At 60.4% G+C, this 21,064-nt stretch carries 17 protein-coding genes; 13 read left to right on the top strand and 4 right to left on the bottom strand.

What is annotated here, in order from left to right:
- Nucleotides 1-7: 7 nt before the first annotated feature.
- The 3 genes from OXH74_RS19235 (at nucleotide 8) to OXH74_RS19225 (ending at nucleotide 3,174) form a co-directional block, all read left to right on the top strand.
- A complete protein-coding gene (locus OXH74_RS19235; protein ID WP_375738390.1) occupies nucleotides 8-928 on the top strand; it encodes a pyridoxamine 5'-phosphate oxidase family protein in 921 nt (306 codons plus the stop codon).
- A gap of 3 nt (nucleotides 929-931) precedes the next feature.
- Entirely contained in the window at nucleotides 932-1,798 is an 867-nt protein-coding gene (locus OXH74_RS19230) for an MBL fold metallo-hydrolase (RefSeq protein ID WP_375738389.1), read from the top strand.
- Between the two features lie 104 nt (nucleotides 1,799-1,902).
- Nucleotides 1,903-3,174 (top strand): OprD family porin, encoded by a 1,272-nt coding sequence (locus OXH74_RS19225; protein ID WP_375738388.1) that lies wholly within the window; start codon nucleotides 1,903-1,905, stop codon nucleotides 3,172-3,174.
- Between the two features lie 90 nt (nucleotides 3,175-3,264).
- Here OXH74_RS19225 and OXH74_RS19220 read toward each other — a convergent pair whose 3' ends face one another.
- Entirely contained in the window at nucleotides 3,265-4,473 is a 1,209-nt protein-coding gene (locus tag OXH74_RS19220; RefSeq protein WP_375738387.1) for an ammonium transporter, read from the bottom strand.
- Nucleotides 4,474-4,825: 352 nt separating this feature from the next.
- On the opposite strand from OXH74_RS19220, the gene OXH74_RS19215 reads away from it, so the two are divergent.
- From OXH74_RS19215 to OXH74_RS19190, 6 genes are all read left to right on the top strand, one after another.
- Entirely contained in the window at nucleotides 4,826-5,140 is a 315-nt protein-coding gene (locus OXH74_RS19215; RefSeq protein WP_375738386.1) for a YqjD family protein, read from the top strand.
- 2 nt (nucleotides 5,141-5,142) lie between these two features.
- A complete protein-coding gene (locus OXH74_RS19210) occupies nucleotides 5,143-5,532 on the top strand; it encodes a phage holin family protein (RefSeq protein ID WP_375738385.1) in 390 nt (129 codons plus the stop codon).
- A complete protein-coding gene (locus OXH74_RS19205) occupies nucleotides 5,529-5,846 on the top strand; it encodes a hypothetical protein (RefSeq protein WP_375738384.1) in 318 nt (105 codons plus the stop codon). The genes OXH74_RS19210 and OXH74_RS19205 overlap by 4 nt, the downstream gene beginning before the upstream one ends.
- Before the next feature lie 117 nt (nucleotides 5,847-5,963).
- Nucleotides 5,964-7,136 carry an EAL domain-containing protein gene (locus tag OXH74_RS19200; protein WP_375738383.1) on the top strand — a complete coding sequence of 391 codons (1,173 nt, stop codon included), beginning with the start codon at nucleotides 5,964-5,966 and terminating at the stop codon, nucleotides 7,134-7,136.
- A gap of 62 nt (nucleotides 7,137-7,198) precedes the next feature.
- Nucleotides 7,199-8,530 (top strand): deoxyguanosinetriphosphate triphosphohydrolase, encoded by a 1,332-nt coding sequence (locus OXH74_RS19195; protein WP_375738382.1) that lies wholly within the window; start codon nucleotides 7,199-7,201, stop codon nucleotides 8,528-8,530.
- A gap of 31 nt (nucleotides 8,531-8,561) precedes the next feature.
- Nucleotides 8,562-9,623, top strand: a complete 1,062-nt coding sequence (locus OXH74_RS19190) for an FUSC family protein (protein ID WP_375738381.1) — start codon at nucleotides 8,562-8,564, stop codon at nucleotides 9,621-9,623.
- Nucleotide 9,624: 1 nt separating this feature from the next.
- On the opposite strand, the gene OXH74_RS19185 is transcribed toward OXH74_RS19190, so the two are convergent.
- Both OXH74_RS19185 and OXH74_RS19180 read right to left on the bottom strand, forming a co-directional pair.
- Nucleotides 9,625-13,239, bottom strand: a complete 3,615-nt coding sequence (locus OXH74_RS19185; RefSeq protein WP_375738380.1) for an ATP-binding protein — start codon at nucleotides 13,237-13,239, stop codon at nucleotides 9,625-9,627.
- 8 nt (nucleotides 13,240-13,247) lie between these two features.
- Nucleotides 13,248-13,925 carry a response regulator transcription factor gene (locus tag OXH74_RS19180; protein WP_215370076.1) on the bottom strand — a complete coding sequence of 226 codons (678 nt, stop codon included), beginning with the start codon at nucleotides 13,923-13,925 and terminating at the stop codon, nucleotides 13,248-13,250.
- Between the two features lie 331 nt (nucleotides 13,926-14,256).
- Between OXH74_RS19180 and OXH74_RS19175 the strand changes: the two genes are divergently transcribed.
- The 3 genes from OXH74_RS19175 to OXH74_RS19165 all read left to right on the top strand — a co-directional run bounded on the left by OXH74_RS19175 (nucleotide 14,257) and on the right by OXH74_RS19165 (nucleotide 18,942).
- A complete protein-coding gene (locus OXH74_RS19175; protein ID WP_375738379.1) occupies nucleotides 14,257-15,456 on the top strand; it encodes an EAL domain-containing protein in 1,200 nt (399 codons plus the stop codon).
- Between the two features lie 4 nt (nucleotides 15,457-15,460).
- Nucleotides 15,461-15,871 carry a response regulator gene (locus tag OXH74_RS19170; RefSeq protein ID WP_375738378.1) on the top strand — a complete coding sequence of 137 codons (411 nt, stop codon included), beginning with the start codon at nucleotides 15,461-15,463 and terminating at the stop codon, nucleotides 15,869-15,871.
- A gap of 104 nt (nucleotides 15,872-15,975) precedes the next feature.
- Nucleotides 15,976-18,942 (top strand): HD domain-containing phosphohydrolase, encoded by a 2,967-nt coding sequence (locus tag OXH74_RS19165; RefSeq protein ID WP_375738377.1) that lies wholly within the window; start codon nucleotides 15,976-15,978, stop codon nucleotides 18,940-18,942.
- A gap of 56 nt (nucleotides 18,943-18,998) precedes the next feature.
- On the opposite strand, the gene OXH74_RS19160 is transcribed toward OXH74_RS19165, so the two are convergent.
- The gene (locus OXH74_RS19160; protein WP_375738376.1) at nucleotides 18,999-19,340 is read right to left on the bottom strand and encodes a YggL family protein; all 342 of its coding nucleotides are present in this window, start codon (nucleotides 19,338-19,340) and stop codon (nucleotides 18,999-19,001) included.
- 237 nt (nucleotides 19,341-19,577) lie between these two features.
- Here OXH74_RS19160 and dacB point away from each other — a divergent pair, with 237 nt between their 5' ends.
- Nucleotides 19,578-21,038 (top strand): D-alanyl-D-alanine carboxypeptidase/D-alanyl-D-alanine-endopeptidase, encoded by a 1,461-nt coding sequence (gene dacB / locus OXH74_RS19155; RefSeq protein WP_375738375.1) that lies wholly within the window; start codon nucleotides 19,578-19,580, stop codon nucleotides 21,036-21,038.
- Nucleotides 21,039-21,064: the final 26 nt, after the last annotated feature.

Below are 21,064 nucleotides of genomic sequence, written 5' to 3'. Positions count from 1 at the left end.
GCCCACCATGAATAGTCCATTTCATCCCGGCGAACATTCCATGCAAGCTCGTTCGGGCGTACGTGAAAAAGTCGAGGATTTCGGTAGCCGGGTGATACGTGATCACATGCCGGAACAACACCGCGAATTCTTCGGCCTGCTGCCCTGGCTGCTGGTCGGCAGCGTGGACGAATCCGGCCAGCCTCATGCCTCGGTGCTGTGGGGCGCGCCAGGATTCGTTCGGTCGCCTGAAGCCACCTTGCTCAGAATCAACGCCCGCCCTGAAGCTGATGACCCTCTGGATGGAAACCTTCAACCCGATAGCCGGCTTGGCCTTCTCGGTCTCGAACTGCCAACTCGGCGCCGCAATCGCATGAACGGTCCGATAGTGGAGAATGATGATGGCGGCTTCACCGTCGCCGTGCACCAGTCCTTCGGCAACTGCCCCAAGTACATCCAGGCGCGCAAATGGCGTCCCGAGCAGCGATCGTCGGGCCCGAAGGAACAAGGCGAAGGCCTCGACCAACGCTGGCTGGACCTGGTCAGCCGCAGCGACACCCTCTTCATCGCGAGCCAGCACAGCGACCCCCTCGTCGGCGGAGTGGATGTCTCCCACCGCGGTGGCCCGTCCGGCTTTGTCCGGCTGTCGAACGATGGACAACTGTGGTTACCCGACTACAGCGGCAACCTGATGTTCAACACCCTCGGCAACCTGCTACTTGAGCCACGTTGCGGCCTGCTCTGGGTGGACTTCACTACGGGCGACCTGTTGCAGGTGGAAGCCCACGCGACGATTCACTGGCCAGGCGAATCACTCGGCCTGCCGACCCTACCAGGCGCGGAACGCCTGATAGCCCTGAGGCCAGGGCGCTGGTGCCTGCGTCGCGGCCGGCTGCCGCTGGCATTCGACTCAGCACAGCCCTCACCTTTCCTGCCACAAGGACTCTGACTCATGCGCCCGTCTTCCATGCTCATGCTTGCCCTCCTCGGCCTCTGCAGCCTTGCGGCCGACGCCGCCAGCTTGCGCTTCGCTCTCGTCAAAACCTCGGAAACTCAGACGCTGGACGCCTTCACGGTCTCTGGCGGCAGCTGGACGAAAAAGGCTACGGCCAACCATGTTGCCGTGCTCATCGAGCATCATGCCGCCACTTTGTTGTTCGATACCGGACTCGGGCGCCAGGTAGACCAACAGTTCGACAGCGAAATGCCCTGGTGGGGCAAACCCCTGCTGCAATATGGCCAGGTCAGCCCTGCACGCGACCAACTGGACCGGAATGGCATCCGCATCGACCGCATCCTGCTCAGCCATGCCCACTGGGACCATGCGTCGGCCCTGGCGGACTTCCCGGACGTGCCGATCTGGGCGCCCTACGAAGAGATCGAGTTTGCCCAGATTTCAGCCCCGCCGGCTGTGTTGCCCAGTCAGTTTGCGCACCCGGTGAAGTGGCATCCGTTCACTTTCCTGCCGGCCCCTTTCATGGGCTTTGAAGAGAGCCTCGACTTGTTCGGCGACCGCAGTCTTGTGCTGGTGCCGCTCAGCGGTCATACGCCTGGTTCGGTCGGCCTGTTCCTGACGCTGGACGACGGCCGCCGTTTCTTTTTCAGCGGCGATACCAGCTGGCGCCTGGAAGGCCTCACCGGCCCCCGTGAGAAGTTCTGGCTCAGCCGCCTGATGGTCGACAATGACCGCGAAGCCACCCACGCACAGCTGCGGAAAGTCCATGATCTGCTGCAACGCGAACCCAAGCTGACCGTAGTCCCGGCACATGATGCGAAAGTGCACGACAAGCTCGGCTATTACCCGAACTGGGTTGAGTGACTGGCCGACGATGGTCTAAGGGAAAAATGGGAAACGAAATGATTTAGTCACCTCGTTGTAACAGGACGACCCGACCGACCTGCAACCACGAGGATCTAATAAGAATGAGTAAGACGTCCCTCTCCCAAGCCGTGGCGCTGGCCACGCTTGGGGCCAGCCTCACCCTTCCGACCATTGCCCAAGCCGAGTTCATCAAGGAAAGCAAGGCCAGCCTGGAACTGCGCAACTTCTACTTCAACCGCGACTTCCGTCAGGACAACGCCTCCCAGTCCAAGGCCGAGGAATGGGCCCAAGGCTTTCTCCTGCGCTACGAATCCGGCTTCACCGAGGGCACCGTGGGCGTAGGCGTCGATGCCATCGGCCTGCTCGGCGTCAAGCTCGACTCCAGCCCGGACCGTGCCGGCACAGGGCTGCTCCAGCGCGACAACGAAGCGCCCAAGCGCGCCCAGGACGAGTACGGCGAAGTCGGCGTCACCGCCAAGCTGCGCGCCTCCAAGAGCGTCCTGAAGGTCGGCACCCTGCTGCCCAAAATGCCCACCGTGCAGTACAACGACTCGCGCCTCCTGCCCCAGACCTTCCAGGGCGGCCATCTGAACTCCATGGAGATCGATGGCCTGACTGTAGATGCCGGCCAGCTCAAGCAGGTCAATCAGCGCGATTCCTCAAACTACGAGGACATGACCATCACCAATGGCGGTGCCCGGGGCATCACCGTCCGAGGCGGACAGACCAGCGATGAATTCAACTTTGCCGGCGCCACCTACAAGTGGAGCGACAGCCTGGCCACAGGCTACAACTACGGCAATCTGGACGAGTTCTACAAGCAGCACATCTTCACCGTCCTGCACACCCTGCCGCTGGCCGACAAACAATCGCTGAAGAGCGATCTGCGCTACGCGCGATCCACCGACGAAGGCACCAGCAACATCGACAACAAGGCCTTCGGCGCCATGTTCACCTACGCCCTCGGTGGCCATGCCTTCGGCCTCGGCTACCAGAGCATGAGCGGCGACACTGGATACGCCTACATCAACGGCACCGACCCATTCCTAGTGAACTACGTGCAGATCGGCGACTTTGCTAACAAGGACGAGAAATCCTGGCAGGCCCGCTATGACTACAACTTCGCCAGCATCGGCATTCCCGGCCTGACCTTCATGACCCGTTACCTCTCCGGGGACAACATCGACCTCGGCGCCGCCAAGCCGGAAGGCAAGGAATGGGAGCGCAACACCGACATCGCCTATGTGTTCCAGGACGGCCCACTGAAGAACCTCGGCCTCAAATGGCGTAACGCGACGGTTCGCTCGACCAACTTCGGCAACGACCTGGATGAAAACCGCCTGATCGTCAGCTACGTGCTGCGGCTCTGGTAAACTTGCCGGCCCGCCGTATGGCGGGCTTTTCATGGTTAAAGTGTGGTGCGAAGCACGGAATCAATGATCGCGCATTCGCCTCATACCTCCTCAATCCTGAGACGTTGCGCCAATCTTGTGGATCGACACGTCCGCGCCGTAGTACTCCTCCTCCTGGCTCAGGCGAATACCCACCAGCGCCTTGAGCAGGCCATATACGGCAAAGCCGCCTACCATCGCCACCAACACCCCCATCGCAGTGCCAATAAGCTGGCTGGCCAGGCTTACTCCGCCAATTCCACCCAGCGCCTGCTGACCAAAGATGCCGCAGGCGATGCCGCCCCAAACCCCGCACAGGCCATGCAAAGGCCAGACACCCAGCACATCGTCAAGCTTCCACTTCACCTGAGTGGCGGTGAACGCCCAAACAAACAACCCCCCAGCAATTGCGCCCGTGGCCAGCGCTCCCACCGGGTGCATCAGGTCGGAACCCGCACAGACCGCAACCAAACCAGCCAGTGGGCCATTGTGCAGGAAGCCCGGGTCATTGCGCCCCACCACCAAGGCCGCCACCGTGCCCCCGACCATCGCCATCAACGAGTTGACCGCCACCAGACCGCTGACGCCCTGCAGCGTCTGGGCGCTCATCACATTGAAGCCGAACCAGCCCACGATCAGGATCCAGGAGCCTAGCGCGAGAAACGGGATGTTCGATGGCGCGAAGGCCACCAGACGCCCTTCGCGGTAGCGACCATTGCGGTGACCGAGGAGGACGACGGCCGCGAATGCCAACCAGCCACCAACGGCATGCACGACCACAGAACCGGCAAAGTCATGGAAGTTCGCGCCGAACTGGGCGGTAAGCCACTCCTGTACCCCGTAATTGCCGTTCCAGATCATGCCCTCGAAGAAGGGATAGATGAACGCGACGATCAGCAAGGTGGCGCCGAGCTGCGGATAGAACTTCGCGCGTTCCGCGATACCCCCCGAGATGATGGCCGGGATGGCTGCCGCGAATGTGAGGAGGAAAAAGAATTTGACCAGTGCATAGCCATGATCGGCGCTCAGTACCGAGGCAGGTTCGAGGAAGGTTACGCCGTAGGCGATCCAGTAACCGACAAAGAAATAGGCCAGCGTCGATACAGCAAAGTCGGAGAGGATTTTCGACAGCGCATTGACCTGGTTCTTCTGACGAACCGTGCCGACTTCGAGAAAGGCAAATCCGGCGTGCATCGCCAGCACCATGACGGCGCCGATCAGGATGAACAGAGTGTTGGAGCCATGGATCAGCGTGGCTACGGCACTATTGAGGTTTTCCATTGATGAAGACTTCTCCGGCAGCGGAAAAAAGCACCAAAGCAGTTCGAATCGAGCCATTCACGCACCATCCTGAAGCAATACCACACCAGAAAGCCTCCACCGCCTTAGCCAAACTGGTGCAGCATCACTTGCGGAACGACAGCTAGAAACTGCTTTTTTCTATATTTTTCAATTGACTAGGCTGAAAATGCTCCGACTTTTAGGCTGCATCCAACGCCCCAATCCAGCGCACATTCAGCTAATCGCGCACCAGGGCAATGCAAGCGCTGTACCAGTTGAACTGACGAAAATCAAAGTGAACCCAGGCGAAACTCCTACACTCATAAACCTGAGTCCTACAAGGAGATTTCCCATGGAACGTAAGACCACAAACCAAGTCCAGGATGACCTGCTGACCGAATTCCAGGCCCTGGTAAGCGATACTGAGAAGCTCCTGCAACATACCGCCGGCCTCGCCGGTGACCAGGCAGATCAACTGCGCCTGCAAATCCAGGACAGCCTCAAACGAGCGCGCGAAACCCTGCGTGACGCGGAAGGCGCCCTGCGCGAACGAGGCAAGGCTGCGGTAGACGCCACCGAAGGTTATGTGCAGGAACACCCGTGGCAAAGCATCGGGATATCGGCAGGAATCGGCTTTCTGCTCGGCCTGCTGGCCGCCCGGCGCTGAACATGAGCGAAGGTACCGAATCCGCCCAGGCGACGGGGCGCGCGCCCTCGCCAGGGCGTTTATCCGGCGCGCTTCTTGGCTTGCTGCATGGCCACGTGGAGCTGTTCGGCATCGAGCTGCAGGAACAGAAGGCCAACACGGTCAAGTTACTGCTGTTTGCCGGCCTGACGCTGATCTTCACGCTGTTACTGCTGATTGGCGCTTCCGCGCTGGTTCTGGTATTGGCCTGGGACACCTGGCGTCTGGAGGCACTGGTCGGCCTCTGCCTGGTCTTTGCAATCGCCACCCTCTACTGCGGGCTGCGCCTGAAGGCTTCGGTCGACGACGAAACCTCGCCGTTCAGCGCAACCCTGGAAGAGTTGGCCAATGACCGGGAGCGCCTGCTGCCATGAGTATCCCGGAACTGCCACGCAACGCATCCCGTCGCGAGATGCGCAAGGCTCTGGTGCGGCTGCGCCTGGAGTTGCATCGACAGGAACTGCGCCACGAGTCGTTGAAGCTGACCCAGCCGCTACGCCAGGTTCGCGACTTCACCCACAAGCTCGACCTTCCCCATGCACCGCTATGGGGCATGGCGGCCGTGGCCGCGCTGGGCTTTCTGGTGGCACGCAAAGGCAGTCTGAAGCGAGGACTGAGCCTGGGGGGCGCCCTGATTCCTTTGCTCGCAGCCCTTCTCAGCAAGGCACCAACTGGTCGGCAGGACTAGACCAGGCTTAAGCCTCTGGCGACTGGCCACATTCTTGCTACAGGAGTGCGGCCCGTTGCCGGGTACTTTCCCCTGCTTCCCTTGCAGCTCGCCATTGCCATTCGCTAAGGAGTCAACGTGATCGATGGGCAGCCATTGGCCTGTTTCCAGCCCTTCATCGATACCGCCACGGGACTCATCGCCGGCGTAGAAGCCCTGGGTCGCCTGCGCCAGTCCGATGGCCGGCTGGAATCGGTGGGCCCTTTGTTCAGCGGGGCCAGGCTGTCGCCCTCGGCGTTGCGCAGGCTAGACCGACAGCTACGCGACGATGCCTTGGAGCGCCTGCACCTAGCGCCAGATGACTGGTTTCTGGGCCTGAACATTTCCCCACTCTGGATCAGCCGCCTGCGCCCCGGGCAAAACCTGCCCAGCCTCCAGCAGCTCGAGCGCAGTGGCATTTCCGCCCAGCGCATCGTGTTTGAAATCACCGAGCTGGGCGGCGACATCCAGCGCCTGGTCGACGTGGTTTCACGTTATCGCGAAGCCGGAGCGAGAGTCGCCATCGATGATTTCGGCGCCGGATACTCCCAGCTGGATCGAGTACTGGCGCTGCGGCCGGACATCCTCAAGCTCGACATGCGTTTGTTCCAGGCAGCTGCTCGCGGCGGCCCGAGCAGTGAGGTGGTGAAAGCGCTAGCGCAAATGGCCGAGAAAACCGGCTGCTGGATCATTGCCGAAGGGGTTGAGACAGAAGCCGAGCTGGATTTCGCCCTGGAGTGTGGCGCGCGTTATGTCCAGGGCTTCCTGTTCGCGGGGCCGCAGCGGGAGTTCTTCGCAGCCGATGCCTTCGTCCAGCGCTTCGCGCACCTGCGCGATCGCTACGTGCAGCGCAAGCTGGCCGAACGTGCCAACCTCATGGCGCTGCGCAAGAGCCTCAATGAACTGATGGGCATGCTACGCCATTGGGCCGAGTGCAACGCCCCCACCACTGACCTGGCCGCGCCAGCCGCCTACCCCTGGCTGTTGCGCATCTACCAATGCGATAGGCACGGCACCCAGTTGACCCCCAACCTGCACTGGCAAAAAGACACGTGGCGAGAGGACAGTCGCTACCTGGGCCACAATTGGTCGTGGCGCCCGTACTTCTACCAACTCCTTGCCGAAGGCTGGGAAGAGCGCCGCCTCACGCTATCAAGCACCTATCGCGATGCCACCACCAACCAGTACTGCCTGACGGCGGGCCAATTCATCGACGACGGCCGTCGCCTGCTGTTGGTGGATGTTGACGCAGCTGCCCTTGCAGCCGACTGAGCTGCCTGCACGGGGCTTGGGTTACAGTAGGGTCTTCAGCCACTGAACGGCGAGGAACGGCCTTGGACTGGCAGACACTGCTCACTCGCGAACGTCTCGGCAAACCGGTGCACAGTACCGATGAGCTGGGCCGCAGCCCCTTCCACAAAGATCATGACCGCATCATCTTCTCCGGCGCCTTTCGCCGCCTGGGCCGCAAGACCCAGGTCCACCCGGTCTCCAGCAACGACCACATCCACACGCGCCTGACCCACTCGCTAGAGGTCAGCTGCGTAGGTCGCTCGCTGGGGATGCGGGTGGGTGAAGTCCTGCGCGACACACTGCCGGACTGGTGCGCCCCGTCAGACCTCGGCGTCATCGTGCAATCCGCCTGCCTGGCCCACGACATCGGCAATCCGCCCTTCGGCCACTCCGGCGAGGATGCCATTCGTCATTGGTTCCAACAGGCCGCCGGGCGTGGCTGGTTGGACGCCATGAGCGACGCGGAGCGCGCCGACTTCCTCAGTTTCGAGGGTAATGCGCAAGGGTTGCGCGTCCTCACACAGTTGGAGTACCACCAATTCGACGGCGGAATGCGCCTTACCTACGCAACGCTCGGCACCTACCTGAAGTACCCCTGGACCTCCCGTCACGCCGAGGCCCTTGGCTACAAGAAGCACAAATTCGGCTGCTACCAGAGCGAACTCCCGCTGCTTGAGCAGATCGCCAACAAGCTGGGCCTACCTCACCTCGACGAACAACGCTGGGCACGGCATCCACTGGTCTATCTGATGGAAGCCGCTGACGACATCTGTTATGGCCTGATCGACCTCGAGGACGGCCTGGAGATGGACCTGCTGGACTACGCGGAAGTGGAGGCACTGCTACTCGGCCTGGTCGGTGACGACCTGCCAGAGACCTACCGCCAGCTCGGCCCGAAGGACTCGCGCCGGCGCAGGCTCGCAATCCTCCGCGGCAAGGCCATTGAACACCTGACCAATGCCGCTGCACGTGCATTCGTAGAGCAGCAGTCCGCGCTTCTGGACGGCAGCCTGCAGGGCGACTTGGTTGAGCACATGCATGGCCCGGCAAAACACTGCGTCCTCAAAGCCAAGGCCATCGCCCGCGAAAAGATCTTCCAGGACAAACGCAAGACCCTTCACGAGATCGGCGCCTACACGACCCTGGAGATACTCCTCAACGCTTTCTGCGGAGCCGCATTGGAGCAGCACGGAGGACGTACGCCCTCGTTCAAGCACCAGCGGATTCTCGACCTCCTCGGCAACAATGCACCCGACCCAGGCTGGCCGTTGTACACGTCCTTCGTGCGGATGATCGATTTCATCGCCGGGATGACCGACAGCTACGCTACCGAAATGGCTCGGGAAATGACCGGACGCTCGAGTCCTTTCTGATGCAAGCCGCTACGGTAGGAAGTCATTGCTGATGAGAAACCTGATCAGACAAAGCCTGCACTGGCATGCCGGCCCACCGGCCTGGGGCGCCGCCTTGATCGCAGGTATGGGCTGCGGACTGCCCTTGTTGCTAGGGCTTTTCACCAGCCATAGCGGATTTCTCTGGGTCGCCACTGGCGCCTTTCAGGCCTCTCTGGCCAATCCCCTGCATCGCCTTGGGATGTTGCGCATGCTGCTGCTGACGAGCCTGGGAGCAGCCAGCGCCGGGATCGGCTACTGGTCTGCAAGCCACCCTGTGCTCAGTCTGGTGACCTTCGCGACGTTCGGCCTGCTGCTCGCGCTACTGCAACGCCTGGGCAATGAGTTCGGCAAACTGGGAGCGGGCCTGGCTGCCTGCCTATGCCTGGGTCAGGGCCAGGCGGGCATCGGCAATCTGCACAACGGCCTGGCAGTCGGGGCCTTGTTTGCAATCGGTGGCCTGCTGGTCATGCTCCTGGCTTTCACCCTGCGCGCCTCCCACGGCCTGCGACTGTGGCCATTGCTGCCTCGCCTGCGCGGCCTTACCAAGGTCTTGAGCCGACATATCCACCGCCAATCCCAACGCCTATGGCTGATCCACGCCCTGGCCTGCAGCCTGGCAGGAGCGATGGCCGGGCTTGCAGTGAGCCTGTCCGACCTACCGCGCGGTTATTGGTTGACGCTAACCGTGCTGACTACATTGCAGATGAACCACTCGATGAGCCTTGTGCGCGGCATCCAGCGTTGTTGCGGCAGCCTGATCGGCGCAGTGATGCTGATCGGGCTGGGGCAATGGCTTCAAACCCCGGGCATGCTGGTGGCCTTCATGCTGCCGCTGATCATCCTGAGTCGTGCTTTCATTGCCCAGCACTATGGCCTTTTCGTGGTGCAGACGACCGTCTGCTTCGTATTGCTGGCCGAAAGCCTTGCGCAGGATTGGGACCTGCCCGAATTGCGTCTATACAACACACTCCTGGGAGCCGCATTGGCCTTGCTGGTGTCCTTCCTGGCCCATAAGACGCAGCAACGATGGGGTATGCCAAATCCTTCGGGCAGTGTGCAGGCAAGTAACTGACTCAGATTTCGAGACGCGCCAGGAGAGCCACTTGCAGAGCCGCCAGCGTTTCGCGAACGGCCTCGCCCAGCCTCCGCAACTCGTCCTCTCCTGCATTCAGGGTGTGTGCCTGGCTGTAGCCGATGCAGAGATCGATCAAGGGCTGGGCCGCAATCAGCTGGACAGCCCCTTTGATCCGGTGAACGAGTTGCTCCAGCCCGATCCAGTCACCGGCCAGCAATAGTGCATCGAACAACGCAGCATCGGCTTCGTTGGTCCGATGCAGTTCGCTGAGCAGTGTTCTGGCCAACTCGGCCGAGCCGCCAGTCACGCTATCCAATAGTGCCAGATCGATACTGAAATTTTCTGCTTTCGGAAAATCCGGCAGCTCGGCCTGCGAATGGTCCTGCAGGAAGCGGCGAAGCGTGTCCAGCCCAATCGGTTTGAACAGACAGTCATTCATTCCGGCTTCCCGACAACGCTCCCGCTCCTCTGGCTGCGCATTAGCGGTCAACCCTACGACCTGGCAAGGCGTCACACCGCTCCGAGTCTCACGTTCGCGAATCAGGCGAGCCAGTTCATATCCGTTCTTCACAGGCATATTGCAGTCGGTGATCACCAGATCGAATGCACCGGGCTGCCAGCGCTGTGCTGCTTCCTGGCCATTCCCGGCCTGCTCGGTTACATGGCCGAGAAACTCCAGTTGCTGGAGCAACAGAAGCCGGTTGGCCGGATGGTCATCGACAACCAGTATCCGCAACGGTTTCTGGCTAGCCGCTTCGGACTCCGCAGCAGGCACAGCTGCGGATGTCGGGTTCAGCCGCGGGAGCTCGAGCTGAACGGAAATTCGCGTCCCGACTCCTGGCTTGCTGTGCAGGCCAAGCCGACCATTCATCATCTCCACCAGCCTGCGACAGATGCTCAGGCCGAGGCCGGTACCGCCCTGGTCCGCAGTCATACCGACTGCTAACTGGGTGAATGGCTGGAACAGGCGCTTCTGGTCTTCCGGCGAGATCCCGATACCGCTGTCTTCTACCGCAACGATCAAGCTTACCCGCCGCTCGTCCAGAGCCTCGACGTGGGAACTCACCGAGACACCACCTCGTTCGGTGAACTTGATGGCATTGCTGATCAGGTTCGAGAGGATTTGCTTGAAGCAGAGCGGATCGAGCAAGACATCATCCTTGCAGTCGTGCTCGAGCCACAGGTCCAGTTCCAGGCCCTTCTGCTGAGCCAGCCCTTCGAAAACCCGAACCACGGACTCGACCACTGCCCTTGGAGAAGTTGCCTTGGGATCAAGCACCATACGCCCGGATTCAATCTTAGCGATATCGAGAATGTCGCCGATCAAGGCCAGCAAGGAATGAGCTGCTTCCTGAGCCACCAGGATCGCCTCCCGATCAAGACCACTCTCTCGCATCAGCGCCAACTCGAGCATCCCGGTAATGGCATTTAGTGGCGTACGTATCTCGTGGCTCATGGTGGCGAGGAATCGGCTCTTCGCCACATTGGCGGACTCAGCCTGGTCCTTTGCCTTTTGCAGCTCCGCCATCAATCGATGGCGCTCGGTGATATCGACCCAGCCGCAAATGAGCCCACGAGGAACCTGCTGCGAGGTTCGATAAGGAATAGCCCAGTACGAGACGTGCCGGGTCTGCGATCCGACCTGCAGTACCCCGTCACCAAACATCGCCGTGCCGCCCAGTAGCGCCCTGCGATCGAGATCCCCCAGTTGCGCCAGAGCCCCATCACCCAGCCCAGAGAACTCACCCAGCGTCTTGCCTAGCAAACGCTCCCGCGGCAGGCCAAGAGCCTCGGCAAAACTCAGGTTGCAGGTAACTGTTCGCCCCTCAAGGTCACGCACCAGCAGCGGATACGGAATGCCGTCAATCAGCGCCCTCTTGAACTCCAGCTGATCATTCAAGTGGCGAGCATTGCGCTCCCGCCGAGCCACCTGCCGACGCAGGCGATAGGCCCATATGACGAACAGCAACGACAGCAGCGCACAGGCGACGACCAACCAGTAGAAGCGCGTTTCGTATTCGGCCCATGTGCTCTCGGCTACTTCGGCGCTCGTGTACCAGCGATTGACGATGTTGCCGATCTCATCAGGTGAGATGGAGAGCAGCGCCTTGTCCAGGATACTTTGCAGTTCAGGCTTGTCGCGCACCACGGAAAACACGTATCGGGCAGGATCACGACCGATCGTATCGGCGATGCGCAGCTTCTCCGGGTAATACCGACTGATCAGAAAGGTCGCAGAAACCATCGAGTGTATCGTGGCATCCGCCCTGCCATCCGCCACACGGGAAAGCGCCTGGATTCCGGTGTCGACCTCGAGCAGCCGTACTTGCGGGTGCTTCTCTCTCAGGAATTCGACGAGTGCGTGTCCCTTCGGAATAGCCAGAACATGCCCCCGAAGCTGGTCCAGGCTTCTGGTATTCGTGTCCGCATTACGTACGACCAACACCGTACTGCTGCTGAAATAGGGGCGTGTTACCGCGAGAAACTCGCTGCGCGAGGTCGTGGAAACCAAGGTTGCGGAAAAGTCACTACTGCCCTCGCGCAGACGGCCAAGCATATCGACCAGACTGGCACTTTCGACCACTTCAACTTCCAGCCCGGTCCGCAGACGAACCAGTTCCAGCAAATCAGCGACTATCCCGCGAAAGCGTTTATCGGCATTGAAAAAGGTCAACGGTGCGAAGGAGCTATCCACCACCAGGCGCGCAGGTCCATTGTGCTCAATCCATTCGACCTCGCGCTTGGAGAGCTGCAAACTCGCGTCCTCCAGCGACATGCTGGTCGCTCCTCCCCATCGACGCAGGATCCCGGCATGCTCAACCTCGGGAATTGCCTCAATGGTGAGATCAAGGATGCGTTTGAGGCGATGGTTGCCGGCTGCAAGCGAGAAGCTGACACCCTTGCCATCGTATCCGGCGAAGTTCGTCATTCGCACGTTCACCAGATAGCCCTGGCTGATCAAATAGTTGGCGGTGATCGCGTCACCGATGAATACGTCACTCCGATCGAAGGCCACCGATTGTAGGGCCGCGCGGACAGACCCATACACGATGACCTCGGCAGCCGGGTAAAGCCGGTGGAGTTCATCGAGATTCGCTCCATCTGCTGAAACGGCCAGGCGCATGCCAGCACGCTGTTCACCAGCGGCGAGCCGGTCGTCGATGCGCATCACCATGACCGGCTGATGCTGAACATAAGGCACGGTCTGGATTAGCCCGGGACTGGCGGCATCCCCCTCGAGACTGCTACCGAGTACATCAATACGCCCTGAGCGAAGCGCGTTACGTGCAGACTCGCGATCAGGAAAGCGCACTATCTCGGGCCTCAGGGACAATGCACGACTGATGAGCTGCAGATAGTCGGCGGTCAGCCCCTCATACTGCTGACCACTGGCGGTAATGTCGAATGGGGGTAGGTCCGGTTCGACGACGCCTATTCGCAGCGCGCCCTTGCCGCGCAGCCACTGGAAATCATAATCATCTAACTGAACCGAGAGGTCGGGCAGATCGGAGCGACCGAGCAGCTTCAGTGAAATGTCCCCAGCCGCGCCGTACGATGTACCGAACAGGCAGAAACAGCAGATCAGCCCTCCAATCAAGTGTGCATAACGCATCGACTTAGTCAGGCCAACGCGTTGCGATTGGCGAACTCCACCAGCTCGATCAATGTGCGAGCATTGAGCTTGAGTAGCAAACGCGTCTTGTAGGTGCTGACCGTCTTGTTGCTGATGAACATTTCCTCGGCAATTTCCTTGTTGCTATAGCCGTTGGCGAGGAACTTGAGAACGACCAGCTCTCGATCGGACAGCCTTCCGATGAGATCCGTCTCATTGGGCAGTCCCATCTGGCGCTTACCGGACTTGATCACATCGCTTGGAAAGTAGCTGTAGCCGGAAAGCACGGCCCGGACGGCGGAGGTCAGCTCCGCGAGATCACCCTCCTTGCAGACGAAGCCAGCAGCGCCGGACTGCATGCAGCGGGTGGCGTAATGGGCAGGGTTCTGCCCAGTCAACACCAGAACGCGCACCGGCATTTCCAGAGAACTCAGCCGCGAGATGACATCCAGCCCACCCAGTTTTGGAATGCCGATGTCCAGCACTACCAGATCCGGCAGGTGTTCCCGAGCCAAAGCAATGGCATCGACACCGTTGTCCGTCTCCGCGACGACGTCATAACCCTCGCGATTCAGCAGCAGGCGTACGGCGAGCCGGATGACTGGGTGATCATCGACGATCACGATCTTGCTGACGGTTTCGCCTCCTTGCTCGAGAAAATCATCCAGATTGACCAGTTTGCTCACGGCAGCTCTCCCTTGGCTCGCGATTGAAGGCTGCCAAGATAGAGATGCAGGTGACGCTGTCGAGTGCCCGGAGGCGCCAGCTGACGCTTTCAGGAATAGCCCTACCCAATCTTAGGGATACGCCTACAGGAGTGCCTTCATTAACGACTCAAGCCACATCCTAACGTGAGAGATAAGTACTGCACTGCCGGTAGTCTTGCACTCGAGAAATCGGACCAGAAAGAACAATGCAGAGACCTTTCGCACTCCTCCGTCAGATTCACCCTACTGCACCAAATCAGGATGCCCCCGAGAATATGCCCTCCACTTCCTAGCCCCAGAATGACCCTCCATGTCATCGCTTCGCATCCTGGTCCTGGAGGACCATCCATTCCAGCTACAGGTCGCAGTGCAACAGTTGAGAGCCCTTGGCCACCCTCAGCCGATCTGCGCGGTTGATGGTAATTCGGCGCTAACCAGCCTGGCCCGGCATGGATCCGTCGACATCGCCCTCTGCGACATCCAGAAGCCGGACATGGACGGACTGAGCTTTCTACGCAAGGCAGCGGAAATAGGCGCAATCCGTGCCGTCGCCCTGCTTGGTGAGCTGGCCCCTGATCTTCGCCACTCAGTTTGGCAGCTTGCCGAACTGCTCGGTGTGCAGGTTCTGGGCGACCTGGGAAAACCACTGGCACTGGACGGATTGCGCAGGATGCTCGGCCGATACGAAACTGTGCATGTGCCAACGCCAGCCGTCCCCGCTGCCGGAATACCCTCGTTGAATGAAGCAAAGCGCGGCTTGGCCGAGGATCAATTTGTGCCTTATTACCAACCGAAGGTCGATCTGCACACCTTGAGTCCGGTTGGCGCAGAAGTCTTGGTGCGCTGGCGACACCCTGGCCTGGGTCTACTAACCCCCTCCAGCTTCCTGCCCTTGATTGAACGCGGCGGCGAGATGCCAGCGTTGACGTATCGCTTGCTGGACTCGGTGCTCACATTTGTGCAGTCGCAGGAGCCCACCCGAAGGTTGCCGCTGGCAATCAACTTCAATCCCCGACTGTTGGATGACCCTGACCTGCCATCGCACCTGAAGCAGCGTTTGGACTACTTTGGCCTTCCAGCCTCGACACTGAATATAGAGATCACCGAAAACGGATTGGCCGAAGCGCCCGCCACCGGCCTGGAAAACCTTCTGAAGCTGCGCCTCATGGGATGCTCTGTATCCATTGACGACTTCGGCACCGGCACCTCATCGCTCCAGCGCTTTTGCCAAATACCCTGCAACGAGATCAAATTGGACGCATCGTTCGTCCAATCCATGGACCATAACCTCCGCAGCAAAGCCGTTCTGAGCAGTACCCTGATACTCGCGCGCTCGCTCAACTTGAATGTGGTCGCCGAGGGCATCGAAAACGAGTCCCAGCTCCATTATCTGCGCGCCCTCGGTTGTCCCCAGGGCCAGGGCTACCTGTTCGGCCGCCCGATGCCGGCCAACGACTTCGTCCGCTGGCTCCAAGAGCAAAGCGGCCCCACCCAATCGCTGGAGGGTTAGGCAGATGCCCGCTGCCAAGAGCGATCGTGTGGTCAAGCTGGAAGTTCTCGTAGTCGAGGACCATCCCTTTCAGTTAATTGCCGTCGAGATGCTGCTCAATCAGCCTGGGGTCATCCGCGTGACGCAAGCCATGAACGCCCACGAGGCACGCCAGGCCTGTCGAGAACATCAGGCGCCCTTCGATTTGCTGCTCTGCGACCAGCGACTTCCAGACTCGTACGGCCTGGAGCTGTTGGAAGAGCTTTTCTGTCACGGCCATATACACCACGGCATCATTCTGAGCAGCGCCATGGATGACGAACTGGATCAGCTCGCCGACCGGGCTAAAAGCCGTCGCCTACCGCTCTTGGCCTGCCTTCCCAAGCCGCTCGATCTTAACCAGTTCAAGGCACTGACCGCGCAACTCCTCGGCTGAAGCAGCCCCGCATCGATTTTGCTGGCCAAGCCGCGACAATCGGACAACCGGCCATCTATGCTCCTTCCGTTACCCTCGAGGGAAGGGTTTCAGGAGCGTTCCCCATGCCGCAAAAGCTCACTGAGCACCGTTATCCCCTGCACGTCCACATCAGCGCTTTATTCACCCTGCTGCTGCTGCTCGCTGGGATCGTCCTGGGTCTGTTCAACTACCAACAGACCAGCAAAATCATCCTTTCCAGCAGTGACAAGTTGTTCGAGAAGATCAGCGATGAGGTCGAAACCGATCTGCGTGACACCTACGTACCGATCCATCACCTGCTGAACCTTCTTGCGCTCAATGGCACCAATCAACAACTGGACACCTCCGAACGCCTGGTTCGCCTGCTCCCCCCCCTCGCCCAAGCCCTGCACGACAATCCAAAACTCGCCTCGCTCTACCTGGGCTACGATGATGGCGACTTCTTCATGGTTCGCCCATTGCACAGCGACGCACTGAAGAAAGCGTTCGATGCGCCACCCAATGCGGCCTACCAAGTCTGGAGTATCGAGCGTGACAACCACGCACAAGCCCAGTCACAAACGCTGCTCTACGATGCGGACCTGAAACTGATCGCTCGCCGACAGTCGCCCCAGGAGCGCTTCGACCCGCGGGGCCGCCCATGGTTCTATACCGCGCTGGAAAGCGAAGGGACAATCACCACTTCCCCCTATGTGTTCTTTTCCAGCGGCGCAGTTGGAACCACTCTGGCCCTAGCCGCTGGTGAGGATGCCGTCGTCGCAGCCGACCTGACGCTGGACGACCTGTCGGCGACTCTCGCACGACACAAGGTCACTCCGTCCACCGAAGTCGTTCTGTACCAACCCGATGGCAACGCCGTCGCCTACCCCGATACCACTAAACTGGTGCAGCAGATCGATGGAACCCCGAGACTAGGAGCTGTTCGCGACCTCAGCGCTCCCCTGGCCGCACTGGCCGGTCTGAAAGCAAGCGATGATCTGCAGACCAGCCTCGAACTGGCCGACCGCCGCTGGGTCGTGTCCCAAAAACGCTTCCGTCAAGGCGGCCCGGAAGGCCTCTACCTGGCCATCCTCGCCCCTGAAGACGAACTGCTGATCGATGCCTACCGGATTCGCTGGCAAGGCGCAGTACTGACGCTGGCAATCCTGCTGCTATGCATCCCGATTGGCTGGCTGCTCTCTCGGGTCTTGGTCAAGCCTTTGAAAGCATTGGTCGAAGAGGCCAAGGCGATCCGTAGCTTCGACTTCACGCACCCCGCCCCGGGGCGCTCCCCGGTATTGGAGGTAGATCTGCTGGCCGTGGCCATGGCCCGGATGAAGGAAACCATCGCCCGATTCCACGAGATCGCCGCCAGCCTGTCTTCGGAATACCGTTTCGAGCCGCTACTGCGCCGAGTGCTGAGCGAGACTATCGGGATCAGCGAGGCCTCCGGCGGCCTCATCTACCTGTGCGATAGCCAGACAGGCCGCCTTGAGCCGCAAGAGCTATTCATCGCCGAGCGCAAACAGGACCTCGCAGAGCACGGGATCCATGCCCATGTCATCGACGACCCGACGCTGCCTGACTGGCTCCGCCAGCCCGCCACAGGAGGCAAGAGCACAGTGCAGTCCATCGGATTCGACCAGGCCGGCGCCCTTCAGCCGTTGCTGAGGACGCTGGAGAGTCCTCGCGTCCACCTGGTCTGCACCGGCCTGCACAACCGCCTGGGTGCCACCATTGGCGTGTTGGTGCTGCTGCACTGTGATACGGGCGAAGACGCGAATCCGACGATCCTCAAACCCGAACGCATTGCGTTCATTGAGGCGATATCGGGTGTCGCCGCACTCTGTATCGAAAGCCAGCGGTTGCTGGAAAAGCAGAAACAACTTCTGGATGCTTTCATCCAGCTGATCGCAGGAGCCATCGACGCCAAAAGCCCTTACACCGGCGGCCACTGCCAACGGGTCCCAGAGATCACCATGATGCTGGCGCGCGCTGCCGCTGCCAGTGATGCCCCGGCCTTTCGCGACTACAACCCCAGTGATGAGGAATGGGAGGCTTTGCACATCGCGGCGTGGCTCCATGACTGTGGCAAAGTCACTACCCCGGAGTATGTCGTGGACAAGGCCACCAAGCTCGAAACCTTGACCGACCGTATCCATGAAATCCGCACCCGCTTCGAGGTGCTCAAGCGCGATGCCTGGATCACCTATTGGAAGGCAATTGCTGGAGGGGCGGATGAAAGCAGCCAGGCCAGACTGCGCAACGAGCTGCTCACCACGCTGGATGAGGAGTTCGCCTTCATCGCCCGTTGCAATCTGGGCGGCGAAGCCATGGCGGAAAACGATCTTGAGCGGCTCAAGGTGATCGCGTCCCGAACCTGGTCGCGCACGTTGGACAATCGACTGGGCGTCTCCTGGGAAGAAGCCCAGCGTATGGAACGGGAGTCGGCACCGACCCTTCCGGTGGAAGAGCCGTTGCTAGCAGATCGACCGGACCACCTGATGGAACGCCCCCCTACCGAGCTGATACCGCCGGACAACCCATGGGGATTCAAACTTCAGGTCCCAGCGTACAAGTTCAACCGGGGAGAGCTCTACAACCTATCGATCGGCCGCGGCACCCTGACCGACGAAGAGCGCTACATCATCAACCATCACATTGTGCAAACGATCCTGATGCTCAACCACCTGCCCTTCCCGCCGCACCTTCAAAACGTGGCAGAAATTGCCGGCGGCCATCATGAAAAGCTGGACGGCACGGGCTATCCGAAGCGTTTGCGGCGGGACGAAATGAGCCTGCCCGCCAGAATGATGGCGATCGCCGACATCTTCGAAGCACTCACTGCGGTCGACCGTCCCTACAAGAAAGGCAAGACGCTGTCCGAGGCCTTGAACATCATGACCGGCATGTGCAAGGGCGCTCACATAGACCCCGACCTGTTCGGGCTGTTCGTCCGCTCCGGCATCTACCTGGATTACGCGAGGCGTTTCCTGCTGCCCGAGCAGATCGACAACGTGGACCACCAGGCAGTCCTGGCCACAGCCGGTCTGGACTCGGCAAACGGCTGATAAGTAGCGCATATGAAAAAGGGGCGCCGCGGCACCCCTTTTATGTGTCTGCACGCTTACGCGTTGACCGGAGTTTCCGGGTACCAGACGTCCATCAGCGGACTCAGCTTGAAGCTGGCTACTTCATCGTGGCCCTTCTGGAGCCAGGACTCAACCTCGCTACGCTGCACGTCGCTGACCGAGCCACGCTTGCCAAGGCAAACGAAACCATAGTCATGAACGCCGACGAAACCGAGGCCATTGGCCTCGATAGCCTCAACGAGGAAACGCTCGAAGAACGCCATTGCCGCATCAGCGGACATACCTTCCTTGTAGTTCAGGTGGAGCTCGAAACCCAGCTCCTGGAATTCTTCGACGCAAAGCTTCTTGCGCAGGCGGCGGGAACGGTTGGTAGCCATGAGGCAGTCCTCGGAGTTTTTGACGGGCGGCACTCTAGCAGTTTCCGCCGAGACTTGCCCGCTCCAGAGCGTCTTGCCATCAGGACAGCTGAAAGAAATGAATACGCACTGTGTCGAGACCTAAAGCAGCGTCCGCAGGGTTGCGGCATAATGCGCGCTGAATTCCCGAACCACCATGGGAACATTTGCCATGTCATTCTTCTCTGTTACCCGCCCTTGCCGGGAGGGCCATATTTAATGTTCAAGACCATTCGTACCCTTGCATTCGCTGCCCTGATCATTCCCTGTGCCCTGCCTGCCAACGCGGCACAGGTCAATACCAGCCTGCCAGCCAAAGTGCAGAAGGCCCTCCAGGCCAACAAGATTTCCACGAATTCCCTGTCCCTGGTGACCTTGCCGCTCACTGGCCCAGGCACGCAGACGCTGGTCAATGCCGATCTTTCGGTGAACCCAGCGTCCACCATGAAGCTGATCACCACCTATGCCGCGCTGGAACTGCTGGGCCCCACCCATCAGTGGAGAACCGAATTCTATACCGATGGTTCGGTCCGCGATGGCGTGCTCAACGGCAACCTGTATCTGAAGGGTGGCGGCGATCCCAAGCTGAACATGGAAAAGCTCTGGCTCCTGATGCGTGATCTTCGCGCCAATGGTGTCCTGAAGATCACCGGCGATCTGGTGCTGGACCGCAGCCACTTCGTCCACCCGCAGTTGCCCAGTTTCAACGACGATGGCGGCGACGAGAACAAACCATTCCTGGTCGGTCCCGACTCACTGCTGGTCAACCTCAAGGCCTTGCGCTTCATCGCCCGCGCAGAAGGCGGCCGGGTAAACCTGGCCATGGAGCCACCGATCGAGAGCGTCCGCATCGACAATCGCGTCAAGGTCCTCAAGGCCGGCAAGTGCCCGTCCTGGCCCGACGTGCGCTACAACCCGGTGACCGAATTCGACGGCACCACTGTGATTGCCACAGGCAAGCTGCCCGAAGGCTGCAGTGCCCAGACGTACCTGTCGCTCCTCGACCATGCGGGCTACGCCGCTGGCGCAGTGCGCGCGATCTGGAAGGAACTCGGCGGCAGCATTCTTGGCAAGGATCGCGTTGGCGAAGTGCCCAAAGAGGGCAAGTTGCTGGCTCGCGCGTTCTCTCCCGATCTCGTCGAGATCATCCGGGACATCAACAAGTACAGTAACAACACCATGGCGCAGCAGCTGTTCCTCAGCATTGGTGCCCAGTTCCGCACCCAGACCGATGGGGACGACGCCAAGGCAGCCCAGCGGGTCATCCGTAGCTGGCTGGCACGCAAGGGCATCACCGCACCGCATCTGGTGATGGAGAACGGTTCCGGTTTGTCGCGTCAGGAGCGAGTCAGCGCACGGGAAATGGCCACAATCCTGCAGGCCGCCTGGCAGAGCCCCTATGCCGCCGAGTTTATTGCCTCACTACCCCTGGTGGCTATGGATGGCACCATGCGCAAACGCCTGCGCCACACCGCACTGGAAGGGGAAGCACACATCAAGACTGGCACCTTGAACACGGTTCGCGCCATCGCCGGCTACAGTCGCGACAACAATGGCAACACCTGGGCAGTGGTGGCGATCCTCAACGACCAGCGCCCGTGGGGTGCCTCGGCGATCCTCGACCAGGTACTGGTGGATCTCCATCGCCAACCCAAGAGCGTCGCCACCAGCAACCCCTGATGGCTCGACGGTCGTCTGGAAACCAC

It is taken from the genome of Metapseudomonas boanensis, assembly GCF_042232855.1.
Classification (GTDB): Bacteria; Pseudomonadota; Gammaproteobacteria; order Pseudomonadales; family Pseudomonadaceae; genus Metapseudomonas; species Metapseudomonas boanensis.
This window is presented reverse-complemented; position numbering and strand designations above follow the sequence as displayed.

Bases quoted from the DNA above. Each gene is read 5' to 3' on its own strand.
- OXH74_RS19235 (WP_375738390.1), top strand. From the start codon at position 8: ATGAATAGTCCATTTCATCCCGGCGAACATTCCATGCAAGCTCGTTCG.
- OXH74_RS19230 (WP_375738389.1), top strand. From the start codon at position 932: ATGCGCCCGTCTTCCATGCTCATGCTTGCCCTCCTCGGCCTCTGCAGC.
- OXH74_RS19225 (WP_375738388.1), top strand. From the start codon at position 1,903: ATGAGTAAGACGTCCCTCTCCCAAGCCGTGGCGCTGGCCACGCTTGGG.
- OXH74_RS19220 (WP_375738387.1), bottom strand. From the start codon at position 4,473: ATGGAAAACCTCAATAGTGCCGTAGCCACGCTGATCCATGGCTCCAAC.
- OXH74_RS19215 (WP_375738386.1), top strand. From the start codon at position 4,826: ATGGAACGTAAGACCACAAACCAAGTCCAGGATGACCTGCTGACCGAA.
- OXH74_RS19210 (WP_375738385.1), top strand. From the start codon at position 5,143: ATGAGCGAAGGTACCGAATCCGCCCAGGCGACGGGGCGCGCGCCCTCG.
- OXH74_RS19205 (WP_375738384.1), top strand. From the start codon at position 5,529: ATGAGTATCCCGGAACTGCCACGCAACGCATCCCGTCGCGAGATGCGC.
- OXH74_RS19190 (WP_375738381.1), top strand. From the start codon at position 8,562: ATGAGAAACCTGATCAGACAAAGCCTGCACTGGCATGCCGGCCCACCG.
- OXH74_RS19185 (WP_375738380.1), bottom strand. From the start codon at position 13,239: ATGCGTTATGCACACTTGATTGGAGGGCTGATCTGCTGTTTCTGCCTG.
- OXH74_RS19175 (WP_375738379.1), top strand. From the start codon at position 14,257: ATGTCATCGCTTCGCATCCTGGTCCTGGAGGACCATCCATTCCAGCTA.
- OXH74_RS19170 (WP_375738378.1), top strand. From the start codon at position 15,461: ATGCCCGCTGCCAAGAGCGATCGTGTGGTCAAGCTGGAAGTTCTCGTA.
- OXH74_RS19165 (WP_375738377.1), top strand. From the start codon at position 15,976: ATGCCGCAAAAGCTCACTGAGCACCGTTATCCCCTGCACGTCCACATC.
- OXH74_RS19160 (WP_375738376.1), bottom strand. From the start codon at position 19,340: ATGGCTACCAACCGTTCCCGCCGCCTGCGCAAGAAGCTTTGCGTCGAA.
- dacB (WP_375738375.1), top strand. From the start codon at position 19,578: ATGTTCAAGACCATTCGTACCCTTGCATTCGCTGCCCTGATCATTCCC.